The 13,034-nt window shown below is 67.5% G+C and carries 10 protein-coding genes; 1 reads left to right on the forward strand and 9 read right to left on the reverse strand.

The features are described from left to right. Window positions 1–124 precede the first annotated feature (124 nt). Genes lipA through QP609_RS17820 form a run of 3 tightly spaced genes read right to left on the reverse strand, consistent with a single transcriptional unit; the run spans window position 125 to window position 2,130 of the window. The gene (gene lipA / locus QP609_RS17810) at window positions 125–1,135 is read right to left on the reverse strand and encodes a lipoyl synthase (protein ID WP_014648439.1); all 1,011 of its coding nucleotides are present in this window, start codon (window positions 1,133–1,135) and stop codon (window positions 125–127) included. 18 nt (window positions 1,136–1,153) lie between these two features. After that, window positions 1,154–1,864 carry a lipoyl(octanoyl) transferase LipB gene (gene lipB / locus QP609_RS17815; RefSeq protein ID WP_014648440.1) on the reverse strand — a complete coding sequence of 237 codons (711 nt, stop codon included), beginning with the start codon at window positions 1,862–1,864 and terminating at the stop codon, window positions 1,154–1,156. Then, entirely contained in the window at window positions 1,852–2,130 is a 279-nt protein-coding gene (locus QP609_RS17820; protein WP_005411067.1) for a YbeD family protein, read from the reverse strand. The genes lipB and QP609_RS17820 overlap by 13 nt, the downstream gene beginning before the upstream one ends. A 352-nt stretch (window positions 2,131–2,482) precedes the next feature. On the opposite strand from QP609_RS17820, the gene QP609_RS17825 reads away from it, so the two are divergent. Then, complete coding sequence (locus QP609_RS17825) at window positions 2,483–3,541, forward strand: lipid A deacylase LpxR family protein (RefSeq protein ID WP_197621827.1); 1,059 nt, start codon at window positions 2,483–2,485, stop codon at window positions 3,539–3,541. A 294-nt stretch (window positions 3,542–3,835) separates the two neighbouring features. Here QP609_RS17825 and QP609_RS17830 read toward each other — a convergent pair whose 3' ends face one another. The 6 genes from QP609_RS17830 to mrdA form a co-directional block, all read right to left on the reverse strand. Further along, complete coding sequence (locus tag QP609_RS17830) at window positions 3,836–5,056, reverse strand: D-alanyl-D-alanine carboxypeptidase family protein (RefSeq protein WP_014648443.1); 1,221 nt, start codon at window positions 5,054–5,056, stop codon at window positions 3,836–3,838. Window positions 5,057–5,156: 100 nt separating this feature from the next. Then, window positions 5,157–6,425 carry a septal ring lytic transglycosylase RlpA family protein gene (locus QP609_RS17835; RefSeq protein ID WP_014648444.1) on the reverse strand — a complete coding sequence of 423 codons (1,269 nt, stop codon included), beginning with the start codon at window positions 6,423–6,425 and terminating at the stop codon, window positions 5,157–5,159. Next, a complete protein-coding gene (mltB, locus tag QP609_RS17840) occupies window positions 6,422–7,567 on the reverse strand; it encodes a lytic murein transglycosylase B (protein ID WP_197621828.1) in 1,146 nt (381 codons plus the stop codon). Before mltB ends, QP609_RS17835 begins: the two co-directional genes overlap by 4 nt. Window positions 7,568–8,631: 1,064 nt before the next feature. Then, window positions 8,632–9,726, reverse strand: coding sequence for a rod shape-determining protein RodA (gene rodA / locus QP609_RS17845; protein WP_049406772.1), 1,095 nt, complete (start codon window positions 9,724–9,726; stop codon window positions 8,632–8,634). Window positions 9,727–9,847: 121 nt separating this feature from the next. Then, a complete protein-coding gene (gene rodA / locus QP609_RS17850; protein ID WP_014648447.1) occupies window positions 9,848–10,960 on the reverse strand; it encodes a rod shape-determining protein RodA in 1,113 nt (370 codons plus the stop codon). Next, a complete protein-coding gene (gene mrdA, locus QP609_RS17855; protein ID WP_053496216.1) occupies window positions 10,957–13,032 on the reverse strand; it encodes a penicillin-binding protein 2 in 2,076 nt (691 codons plus the stop codon). The genes rodA (QP609_RS17850) and mrdA overlap by 4 nt, the downstream gene beginning before the upstream one ends. Window positions 13,033–13,034: the final 2 nt, after the last annotated feature.

Here is a 13,034-nt window from a genome sequence, read left to right on the forward strand (position 1 = left end):
GGTGTAGCAAATTGTGAATGCATGCAGAGCCGAGCCCATGCTCGGCTGGCCGGCAGCAAGCAGCCGAGCATGGGCTCGGCTCTACGGCAGGCAGAGGCGTGCGGACCAACGGTCCGCACCCGCCTCAGGAGACGCCGGCGCCCTTGGCCTGCACGTCAGCGTGGTACGACGAGCGCACCATCGGGCCGGACGCCACGTGGCTGAAGCCCAGCGCGTAGCCGTAGTCTTCCAGCGCCTTGTAGTCCTCGGGGGTCCAGTACTTCAGTACCGGGTGGTGATGCGCGGTCGGCTGCAGGTACTGGCCGATGGTGATCATGTCCACATCGTGCGCGCGCAGGTCGCGCATCGTGGCCTTGATCTGTTCGAAGTCTTCGCCCAGGCCCAGCATGATGCCGCTCTTGGTCGGCACGTCCGGGTGCTGTGCCTTGAAGTTCTTCAGCAGGTTCAGCGACCACTGGTAGTCCGCACCCGGGCGCACGTTGCGGTACAGGTCCGGCACGGTCTCGATGTTGTGGTTGAACACATCCGGCGGGTTCTGCGCCAGGATCTCCAGCGCGCGCTCCATGCGGCCCTTGCCACGGAAGTCCGGGGTCAGCACTTCGATGCGGGTACCCGGCGACTTTTCGCGGATGGCGGTGATGCAGTCGACGAAGTGCTGGGCACCGCCGTCACGCAGGTCATCGCGGTCGACGCTGGTCACCACCACGTACTTCAGGCCCATGTCGGCCACGGTCTGGCCGAGGCTGGCCGGTTCGTTGGCATCCGGCGGCTTCGGGCGGCCATGGGCCACGTCGCAGAACGAGCAGCGGCGGGTGCAGACCTCGCCGAGGATCATGAAGGTGGCGGTGCCATGGCCGAAGCATTCGTGGATGTTCGGGCAGCTGGCTTCCTCGCACACCGTCACCAGGCGGTTCTCGCGCAGCTTGGCCTTCAGGTTCTGCACGGCGTTGCCCGAGGGAATGCGCACGCGGATCCACGACGGCTTGCGCAGCACCGGCGCGTCGGCGAACTGCACCGGCGAACGGTTGATCTTGTCACCGCCCAGCTGCTTGACCCCGGCCTGCAACGGCGCGGCGGACGGAGAGTCGCCCTGCACGATCTGCAGGGGAATGGAACGGGCGGTGGTTTCAGTCATGGCAGTTCCGGGGGGCGGTCAGGCGGCCGCAGAAAGATCGGGCAGTTCCGGCGTGTGCTGCAGCAGCAGGCCGAACTGGCGGGCCAGGTGGTCCAGCAGCACCGGCTTGACGGCATCCAGCCCGGAGGGGCCGCCCAAGTCTACCACCGAGGTCACCTGCAACCCCTGATAGCCACAGGGGTTGATGCGGTGGAAGGGTTCCAGGTCCATGGCCACGTTGAAGGCCAGGCCATGGAAGGTGCAGCCGCGGCGCACGCGGATGCCAAGCGCAGCGATCTTGGCGCCACCGACGTAGACGCCCGGGGCGCCCTCGCGGCGTTCGGCGCCGATGTTCCACTCGGCCAGGGTATCGATGAGGGCCTGCTCGATGCGGCACACGTAGTCGCGCACACCGATGCCCAGCCGCGGCAGGCGCAACAGCGGGTAGACCACGATCTGGCCGGGCCCGTGATAGGTCACCTGGCCGCCACGGTCCACGTGCAGCACGGGGATGTCACCCGGCGCCAGCACGTGCTCATCCTTGCCGGCCTGGCCCAGGGTGAACACCGGATCGTGCTCGACTACCCACAGTTCGTCGGCGTCGGCGTCGCTGCGCTGGTCGGTGAAGCGCTGCATGGCGCGCCACACCGGCTCGTACGCCTGGCGGCCGAGGTCGCGGACCACCGCCGGACGCGGCGCGCGGTCTTCCGGGGCGGCTTCGGCCGGGCAGCTGTCGGCTACAGCGTCCACTTCACTTCCGGGTGGTCGCGCAGCGCCTGGTGCGCCAGGTCGTACTGCTCGCGGCTCTCGGCCTTGAACACGATGCGGACGGACACGTACTTGCCGTTGGACGAATGCTTCCAGCTGATGCGTTCGTTCACCACATCGATGCCGGCAGCCAGCAGCAGACGGGGAAGCTCATGCTCCAGGCCGCGGTTGGCCGGGCCCATGGCGCTGAGCTCGAACTGGCCGGGGAACTGGAAGCCGTGGTCGGGGTTGTCGGACTTGATTTCCATGGCCCCATTATCGGGCCGCAGGGCAACAAACCCAAGAGTATTCACCAACGTCAAAGACAGCACTGGCGGCCTGCTGCGTTGCAGCTGGCCCAAAAGCGCGGGCGGAGAGCCCAACGGCAGCTGACTGGTTCTTTCGGCCCCTCACTGACCGGGGCATCGTGCGCGCGGCCTGCAGTCGCCTTCACGCCAGGCCTGCGGCGCGTGCGCGGGTAACGAATTGTGTCCGCCGGACAATGTTGTTTTCGGAACAGACAAGTGATCCCAACGTGCTCGTTCCGGCGCGCGGGCACGAGTACCGTAGCGTTGCAGAAAACGACAGAAAACCGCCCCCTTCCCCATGAGCATTCCATCCATGCGTAGTGTCGCAGCCCTCGGGCTGGCCGGCGTGCTGGCCTCTGCCCTCCCCCTTGCCGCCCAGGCGGCCGAACAATGTGGCCCTGACGCGATGCGCGATCACCCGCCGCAGGTCAATTTCCGCGTCGACAACGACCTGTTCGGCGGCCGCCACCAGGACCAGGGCTATACCAACGGTGCGCTGTTGACCCTGGTCTCGCCCAATCTGGTCGATTACACCGACGACCCGTGCCTTCCGCGCATGGCGCGCTGGGTGAACCAGTACCTGGAAGGCCTGCATCCGGGCAGGTTCGAACAGCAGAACATGATCTTCAGCATCGGCCAGGGCATCTTCACCCCGACCGATTTCAGCCGCAGGGACCTGATCGAGGACGACCGCCCTTACGCGGGCGTACTGATCGCAAATTTCGGTTTCAATGCGCGCAGCGGCGACCGCCTGCAGACCACCCAGCTGACGTTGGGCGTAGTTGGCCCGTGGGCACAGGGCAAGCAGGTGCAGAATGCCGTGCACGAAGTGCTGGGCGACGAGAAATTCAAGGGCTGGGACAACCAGCTGCACAACGAGCCGCTGTTCATGCTGACCCATGAGCGCATGCGCCGCTGGCCGGGTGATGCCAGCATCAATGCCGACGGCTGGGGTTGGGACGCGATCAGCCACTACGGCGGCTCGATCGGCAACCTGGAAACCAAGGCCAACCTCGGCGGTGAAGTGCGCTTCGGCTGGAAGCTGCCGGACGACTTCGGCAGCACGCCGTTGCGCCCGGCCGGTGAGAACACGGCACCGACCCGCAGCGGCCGTCCCAATGGCTGGTCCTGGCACCTGTTCGCGACCTCGGACGCGGCCTGGGTGATCCGCGACATTACGCTGGATGGCAACACGTTCCGCAACAGTCACAGCGTGGACAAGCGCCATGTGGTGGCCTACGGCGGCTATGGCGTGGCCGTGATGTACGGACGCTGGAAGTTCGCCGCTGCGCGTTACCACAGCACGCGAGAGTTCAACGGCCAGCGCCAATCGCCGGTGTTCGGCAGTTTCACCATCAGCCGCTCGCTGTAGGCGAGGGGCTGAGGGTGAAGCGGGTAGGTGCCGACCGTTGGTCGGCACACCGGTTACCGCATCGCTCGCTGCAAGTCAGGCGCTGCAGGTGGTGCCGGCCGCTGGCCGGCTGCCGGCAGTTCCGGATGAGTTGCTGGGGAGCCGGCCAGCGGCCGGCACGACCCGCATCCGGATGGGCTCATGCGGAGCCGGCCAGCGGCCGGCTCTACCCCCCGCGTGCGGGGGGAAGCGGCCTTCCGAAACAGAAAAGGCCGGCATTTGCCGGCCTTTTCGTTCACCACGCAAAGGCGTGGATCATTCCGATTCCCACCACATCCAGAAGCTGTCCCACAGGCGCTTGAAGAAGCCGGCCTGCTCGACGGCGGCCACGGCCACCAGCGGTGCCTCGGCGATGACCTTGCCATCCAGCGTGACCTTCACGGTGCCGATCTGCTGGCCGGCAGTGAACGGTGCTTCCAGGGTCTTGGGCACGTCGATGCTCGGCTTCAGGTCGTTGTAGCGGCCGCGCGGCACGCTCACCAGCATCGGCTGGGCCACGCCCAGCTGTACCTTGTCGGTGGTGCCCTTCCAGACCTTGTGCTCGGCCACGGCCTTGCCCGGCTCGTACAGGCGATGGGTCTCGAAGAAGCGGAAGCCCCAGTTCAGCAGGGCCAGGCTGTCGTCGGCACGCTGCTTCTCCGACGCACCACCCAGCACTACGGCGATCAGGCGCTGGTCGCCACGCTGGGCCGAGCTCATCAGGCAGTAGCCGGCTTCGGACGTGTGGCCGGTCTTGATGCCATCCACGCTGCCATCGCGCCACAGCAGCAGGTTGCGGTTCGGCTGCTTGATGTTGCCGACCTGGAATTCCTTGATCTTGTTGTACGCGTAGGTTTCCGGGTAATCACGCACCATCGCGCGGCCCAGCAGCGCCAGGTCGTAGGCGGTGCTGTGGTGGCCCTGTGCGGTCAGGCCGTGGGCGTTGACGAAGTGCGAGTCCTTCATGCCGATCTTGGCGGCGTAGCTGTTCATCAGCGACGCAAAGGCTTCTTCGCTGCCGGCCACATGCTCGGCCAGGGCGATCGCGGCGTCATTGCCGGACTGGATCGCCATGCCCTTTTCCATGTCTTCCAGGCGTGCGGTCTGGTTGACCGGGAAGCCGCTGTAGCTGCCGTCGGTACCGGCGCCACCTTCGCGCCAGGCGCGCTCGCTCATCATCACCTGGTCATCTGCACGGACCTTGCCGTTCTTGACCTCGGCGGCAACCACGTACGACGTCATCACCTTGGTGATGCTGGCCGGGGCCAGCTGCTCGTGGATGTTCTCGCCGGCCAGCACCTGGCCGGTGGCGTAGTCCATCAGGACCCAGGCCTTGGACACGCTCGGGGCCGGGGCCGGCGGGGTCGCGACGGTGGCCGGGGCGGCAGCGGCGGCGGCAGGCGCCGGCGTGGCCGGGGTCGGCAGCGGCGTCTGGGCGGAAGCCAGGCCCACCACCAGGGTGGCGGCCAGGGCGGTGGCGGCGGAACGGAAATTCATTGGACAGCAGGCTCCAGGGGACGGCCGGGAATGGAGGGTGGAACGTAACGGCCATTGTAAGGCCGGGGGAGCCTGGGCCGGCAGCACCGGCCCGGGCGGATCAATCCTTGACGATCTGCGGCGAACCCAGGCCCAGACCGGCGATGCGGCCGGCAAGTTCCGCGGCACTGGCATGGTCGGTGGCAGGAACGCGCAGACGGAACAGGGTGCGGCCACCGGCGGCGATGTCGCTGATGGTCGCGCCGACGATGCCGGCAGCGTTGAGCTGGCCCATCGCACGGTTGGCGTTGTCGCGACTGGAGAAGCTGGCGACCTGCACCATCACCGCGCCCACCACCTGCTGCGACAGGCTGGGTGCCGCCGGCGTGGCGGCGACGGTGCGCACGGGTGCCGGCGCGACGGCGCGCGGCGCGGCGCTGGCGACTGCAACCGGCGCCGGTGCGGTGCTGCGCAGCGGTGCACTCGGCGGCAGGCTGCTGACCGCCACCTCCGGCACGGTGCTGGCCACGCCCTGGGTGGTGGCCGGCTGGCCGCGTGCCGGCATGCCATCGGCCGGCAGGCGCTTGACCAGGCGATCGATATCGCTGTCGGCAGTGGCGCGCGCGGTCGCTGCCGGGCGTGCACTGGCCACCGCAGCTGCCGCTTCGGCGGCACGACGCTCGCGGCGGGACGGCTTCTGCGCCAGCAGGTTGCTCTCGCCCGGCTGCAGCGCGCGCACTTCCACGTTGCCGGTACCGCGCTGGGTGATGCCCAGGCGCACGGCGGCGGCATAACTGAGATCGACCACGCGACCATCGTGGAACGGGCCGCGGTCGTTGACGCGCACGATCACCGACTCGCCATTGTCGAGGTTGGTCACGCGGGCGAAGCTGGGCAGCGGCAGCGTCTTGTGCGCGGCGGTGAACTGGTACATGTCGTAGACCTCGCGGTTGGAGGTCAGGCGGCCATGGAACTTGGCGCCGTAGTACGACGCGGTACCGCGCTCGACATAGTCGTGGGTATCGTCGAGCACCTTGTACGACTTCCCCAGCACCACGTACGGCGACTTGTTGCCGATCGCCGAGCGCTCCTCGGCGGTCACTTCCGGCTCGGGAATGCAGGCCACGTTGGGAATGTAATCCGGCGTGCTGTCACGCACGCCCGGCTTGTACAGGCCACCGGCAGTGTAGTTGCCGCGGGTGCTCAGGTCTTCCTTGGCCGCCGCGTACGGTGACCCTTCCGGGCAGTGTGCCGGGCGCGAGCCACGCCCCTGCACCAGCGTGCCGCCGGACTTGCCACCATGGCCGGCCGTGGCCGGCTTCTTCGGCGCGCTGCTGCAGGCAGCCAGCGCGAGGACGATCAAGCCTGGGACCAGCCATCTGATGTTCATGCCGGGGGCAGCTCCTGTCCGGCGATGGCCTGGGACAACTGGAACACGGCCATCGCGTACATCTTCGAGAGGTTGTAGCGGGTGATCGCGTAGTAGTTCTGGAAGCCCAGCCAGTACTGCTTGCCGGTGCTGCCTTCAAGCGTGATCGGCGTGGCGGTGGCGCCCGGCTGCACCGGCGCGCCCGGCTGGTAGCCGCGCTGCGCCAGGTCGGCCATCGTCCAGGTCGGCATCCATTCGGTCGGGTTGAACTCCTCGCGGCCCGGCGCCAGCGTGGCCGGCACGGCCACCTGCCCGCCACGCACCCAGCCGCCCTTCTTCACGAAGTAGTTGGCGATGGACGAGAACACGTCGTCGTAGCTGGTGAACAGGTCGCGGCGGCCATCACCGTTTCCGTCCACGGCGTAGTCGAGATAGCTGGACGGCATGAACTGGCCCATGCCCATCGCACCGGCATAACTGCCCTTGAGCGTGGTGATATCCAGTTTCTCTTCGTGGCCCAACTCGAACAGCTTGGCCAGCTCATCGCGGAAGAACAGCTCGCGGCGCACTTCGCGTTCCAGCTTGGCCGGGTCGCCGCTGCGCGGGTAATAGAACGCCAGCGTGTACAGCGCATCGAGCACGCGATGGCTGCCAGCATTCCTGCCGTAGCTGGTTTCCACACCGATGATCGCGACGATCACTTCGGCCGGCACGCCGGTGCGCTGCTGCACGCGATCCAGTTCGGCGCGGTGTTCGGCCAGGAACGCGCGGCCGCCATCGATGCGCGCCTTGCTGATGAACATCGGCCGGTACTCATTCCACGGCTTGACCCGTTCGGCCGGGCGCGACATCGCGGCGATGATCGGCTGGCGCACCTGCGCCTGGTCGAGCACGCTGCTGATCTGCTCCGGCTTCAGGCCATAGCGCTTGGCGGTACCGGCAATGAAGCGGGCCCGTGCGACCTCGAACGGCACCGGGGTGAGATCGACAGGCGCCGCGGTGGCGGCGGTGGCTTCAGGCGCGGCCTCGGCCGGGCCATGGGCCTTGGCGGCGGGCTGGCGCGGCGTACTGCTGGCCTGGGGCGAAGACGGTGGGGACTTCGGCTGGGTCGCGCAGGCGACCAGGCCGAGGGTGAGCATGCAGGCCAGAGTGCGTCGAATCATCGTCGCAGGTTAGCAGGTCATGGATGAATTAAAACCCCTAACACCATGAATCACAACGATTTGCCTGCGACCAGCGGGAAATGTGAAGGCATCGTGATCGCCCTTCCCCATTCAGATGGAGGTTGCCGGTTGCGTCCCCATCCCCGCAGACGCAACCGGCGACCGGATCCGGTCGGTACCTGCGCGGCTGCCGCTCCCCAGTGGCAGTACCCCGCGCTCCCTGTACCCGTTGGATCAGTACTGCTTCCCGCCCGACGCCCCCTCGCGCTGCAACGATTGACGGCGCGCCGTGCCGAACGGGCCGCCATTGTGCAGGCCGATTACGACAAGTCCATTGATCAAGATCAACGCGGTGTAAAAGTGTGAACCAGCTAACGTTTTTTGCGGACTTTCGTCAGCGGGCGTGCTGTCGTGCATCGGTGTGAGAACGCTTACACAACGGGCGTTGCGCAGTCAGGAAGTTTCCAGCCAATGGCGCAGCCCCTCGTGGGTGGCCGCGAAAAGCAGTTCATGGGTGGGGCCGGGTAGACGGGCTGCGCAGGGGCCGCTGCAAGTACGTCCATGTAAGCTCGGTCGCCGCATCCATGCGGCTCACGCCCCTGCGCAGCCCCTCTACCCGGCCACGGACAGGTTCCGTGCGCGTCTACCCACGGCGAAGTAAAGAGAAGATCAAAAGCAAAGGCGGCGGGTCGCTTCATTGCCGTGTGTAGAGCCGAGCCATGCTCGGCTCACGAGCAAGCGCAGCGTCGCGATCCGCTTTTGATCTTCTTTTTCTTCTCCGTGGGTGGCAGACCTCCGAAATCTGTCAGAAGCCAGTCGGGTTGGGTACGCGGGGGTGTCAGCCGCATGGGCCCGAGGCATGCCTCGGGCGGGTTGGGCAGGACGCCCAACCCGGGTCTTGCCGTGTGCGCAGGACAGCGCACACGAGCAAGCGGCTGCCAAGCCTCCAGGGACGGATTCACGGCGTCCCCCGCGTACCCAACCCGACCGGCCCACCCGCGGCTTCTGCTTTCCGCAGCCACCCAGACACCACCCACGAGGGGCTGCGCCGTTGGCCGGAAACCCTATCCCCCGTGCACGGGCCGGTGCCCGCGTACCGCCATCACCAACCCGATGCCGGCCAACAGCGAAACCGCCGATGTGCCGCCGTAGCTGATCAGCGGCATCGGAATGCCCACCACCGGCAGCAGGCCGGAAATCATTCCGCCGTTCACCAGCACGTAGACGAAGAACGCCAGCCCCAGGCTGCCGGCCAGCAACCGTGCATGCGTGTCGCGCGCGTGCACGGCAATCCACAGGCAACGCCCGACCACGAACAGGTACAGCGCGAACAGCGTCGCCACGCCGATCCAGCCGAACTCTTCGGCCAGCACCGAAAACGCGAAGTCGGTGGTGTATTCGGGGAGGAAATCCAGCGTGGCTTGGGTGCCCTGCCCCCAGCCGCGTCCCTGCCATCCCCCGGAGCCGATCGCGATGCGTGACTGCAGGATGTTCCAGCCGGTGCCCAAGGGGTCGGCCGCCGGGTCGAGGAAGGTCAACACACGATCCTTCTGGTACTGACGCAGCAGACCGAACCACGCCAGCGGCGCGGCCACTGCCAGCCCCGCCGCGCCGGTCGCCACCCAGCCCCAGTGCAGGCCCGCCAGCAACAACGCGAACACGCCGCTGGCGGTGACCAGCGTGGCGGTGCCGAGGTTGGGCTGCATCAGGATCAACACCGCCGGCGCGCCGATCAGCACCGCGGCGGTCAGTACCGTGCGCGGCGACGGCGGCAGCGGTTGCCGGTGCAGATACCAGGCCATCATCAACGGCAGGCTGAGCTTGAGCAGCTCCGACGGTTGCAGGTAGAACACGCCGAGGTTGAGCCAGCGCTGCCCATATTTGCCGGTGCCGATCACATACACCGCCATCAGCGGCAGCATCGACAGCGCGTACAACGCCGGTGTCCACGCGCGCAGGCGCAGCAGCGAAACACGTGACAGCAGCCACATCGCCAGCAGTCCACCCGCAAAGCGCGCCGCCTGCCCGGCCACCGGCCCGGACACACTGTGCAGCACCGCCAGGCCCGCGCCCATCAGGATCAGCAATGCGACCAGCAACGGCAGATCGATCGTGCGCACTGCCTCACGGCAGCCGCCAAACAGTCGTTTCCATTCCACGCACAGCACGGTAACAACGGGCGCTTGCGTGAAGCTGTCAGGGGTGCTGATCTCCGTAGCCGGGCTATGGGGTCAGATCCCTTTTCCCTGTGGAAAAAGGGATCTGACCCCGACGCCGGACTCAACCGTAGCCGCCGTGCACCGGGTTGTGACTGCGCACCGCCATCACCAATCCGAAGCCGGCCAGCAGTGACACCGCCGAGGTGCCGCCGTAGCTGATCAGCGGCATCGGCACGCCCACCACCGGCAGCAGGCCGGAAATCATCCCGCCGTTCACCAGCACATAGACGAAGAACGCCAGGCCGGTGGCGCCGGCCAGCAGGCGCGAGTACGAATCGCGCGACTGGCTGGCGATCCACAGGCAGCGCCCGATCACCACCAGGTACAGCGCCAGCACGGTGGCCACGCCGATCCAGCCGAACTCCTCGCTCAGCACCGAGAACGCGAAGTCGGTGGTCTGTTCGGGAATGAAGTTCAGGTGCGACTGCGAGCCCTCGCCCCAGCCCTTGCCATCGAAGCCGCCGGAACCGATCGCGATCTTCGACTGGATGATGTTCCACCCGGCCCCCAGCGCATCCATCTCCGGGTCCAGGAACATCATGATGCGGTCCTTCTGGTACGGCCGCAGCAACCAGAACCAGGCCACCGGCGCGACCGCGGCCACGCCACCCACACCCAGGCCGACCCACCACCACGGCAGCCCGGCCAACAACAGCACGAACACGCCACTGGCAGCGATCAGCACACCAGTACCGAAGTCCGGCTGCAGCATCACCAGGCCGGTGGGCACGCCGATGATGACCAGGGCCACGAGCACGGTGTTGAAGCGCGGCGGCAGCGGCATCTTGTGCAGGTACCAGGCCACCATCATCGGCAGGCTGACCTTCAGCAGCTCGGCCGGCTGCAGGTAGAAGAACTTCAGGTCCAGCCACTGCCGACCGTACTTGCCGGTGCCCAGCACGAACACCGCCAGCAACGGGATCATCGAGATCGCGTAGATCATCGGCGTAGCCGAGCGGATGCGCAGGATCGGCACCCGCGAGATGCCCCACAGCGCGGCCATGCCCACGGCGAAGCGCGCGCCCTGGGCCATCACCAGGCTGTCGCCACCGGCGCTCTTCAGGGTGGCCAGGCCGATCACCATCAGCGTCCCCAGGGCCAGGCACAGCACCCAGTCCAGCGTGCTGAAGAAGCGGCGCAGCATGTCGCCGGCCCAGCGCAGGAACACTCTCATCGTACGGGCTCCGCGACGGTCGGGCGTGGCGTGGCGGGCAACGCGGCGGCGGCCGGCGTACCCGGCTGCGGTGCGGGTACAGGTTCCGGCGCCGGCACGCCGACCAGCACCGGATGTTCACCCAGCTGCGCCGCGGCGAGGTCGCCAGCCTGGCGCGCGCCGGCATCTTCGTTGTCGAACGCGGTGGCGCCGATGGCGGTGGTGCCGCGCTCGCTGTCCAGTGGCTGCATGCCTTCGGGCATCTTGCCCAGCAGGTAGGCGTCGAACACCTTGCGTGCGATCGGCGCGGCCGCCGAACCACCATAGCCGCCGCCTTCCACGGCCACCGCGATCGCGATCACCGGGTTTTCCACCGGTGCGAAGCCGACGAACAGCGCGCGATGGCGCAGGTGCATCGGCAGGCTCTTCGGATTCACTGCCGCCGTGCCCTTTCGGCTGATGACCTGCGCGGTACCGGTCTTGCCGGCCATCACGTACGGCGCACCCACTGCCACGCGCCAGCCGCTGCCGCCGGGCCGCATGGTCGCCATCATGCCCTCGCGCACGGCCTGCACGTTGGCGGGGTTGGGGCTGACCGGCTTGCTCTCGCCAGCCGGCATCGCCGACCAGTCGCTGTCGAAACCCTCGCGCTGCTGGATCACCAGGTGCGGGGTGCGCAGCTGGCCATCGGCCAGACCGCTGACGCCGCGCGCCAGCTGCAGCGGGGTGACCTTCCAGTCACCCTGGCCGATGCTGATGTTGACCGTATCACCGGGGTACCAGGCTTCCTTGCGGCTCTTCCGCTTGTAGGCCGGCGACGGCAGGATGCCGCCGATCTCGCCGGTGAGGTCGATGCCGGTCGGCTGGCCGAAGCCGTAGTACTCCATGTAATGGTCGAAGCGCTCGATGCCCAGGTCCAGCGCCAGCTTGTAGTAGTAGGTGTTGACCGATTCGGCGATGGACTTGCGCAGGTCGGTCCAGCCATGGCCGCCACGGTGGGCGTCACCCCAGCCGCGGGAAGTGCCCGGCAGATAGAACATGCCGGTGGACAGCACCTTGTCTTCCGGGCGTCGAACGCCCGAATCCAGGCCGGCCAGGCCGATCAGCGGCTTCAGCGTGGAACCGGGGGCGACGCCACCGAGCACCAGGCGGTTGAACTGCGGCCGCGACGGGTTTTCGTTCAGCGCCTTGAAGTCGGCATGCGAGATGCCGTTGACGAACAGGTTGGGGTCGTAGGACGGCAGGCTGACCATCGCCAGCACTTCGCCGGTGCGCGGGTCCATCGCCACCGCCGAGCCTTCCTGGTCGCCGAAGGCGGCCACCATGGCGCGCTGCAGGTCGGCGTCGATCGACAGCCGCAGGTCGGCGCCGGACTGCGCGGCGACGCGGCCGATGGTGCGGATCGCGCGCCCCTGCACGTTGGTCTCGACCTGCTCGTAGCCGACCTTGCCGCGCAGCTGCTGCTCGTAGTAACGCTCCAGGCCGGACTTGCCGATGTGGGTCAGCGCGGCATTGCCTTCGCCGAGGATCTCCAGATCCTTGTCATCAACGCGGCCAACGTAGCCGATGATGTGCGCGAACAGATCGCCGTAGGGGTAGCGGCGGGTCAGGTAGGGCTCCAGCTCGACGCCGGGGAAGCGCCAGCGGTCGACCGCGAAGCGCGCCATCTCCTCGTCGCTCATGCGCAGCTTCAGCGTGACCGGCAGGAACTTGCGGCGCGCCTTGCGCGACTTGTTGAACGCTTCCAGCTCTTCCGGGCTGATGTTGATGATCTTCGCCAGCCCTTCCAGGGTGGCGTCCATGTCCTTGACCTTGTCCGGGGTCACGTCCAGGCGGAAGGCCGGCACGTTCTCGGCCAGCAGGCGGCCATTGCGGTCGTAGATCATGCCGCGCCCGGGCACCACCGGCCGCGGCTTGATGCGGTTGGCTTCCGAGCGCGTGGCATAGACGTCGTGGTCCAGCACCTGCAGCTTGAAGTACCAGCCGCCCAGGCCCAGCAGGCAGACCAGCACGCCCAGGAAGCCCAGCGCCGCGCGGCGGCGGAACTGTTCGGCTTCGGCGTGCGGGTTCTTGACCTGGCGGCGCGGGATCATGG

This window comes from Stenotrophomonas sp. 8(2023) (assembly GCF_030345295.1).
In the GTDB taxonomy this organism is placed as follows: Bacteria; Pseudomonadota; Gammaproteobacteria; order Xanthomonadales; family Xanthomonadaceae; genus Stenotrophomonas; species Stenotrophomonas muris.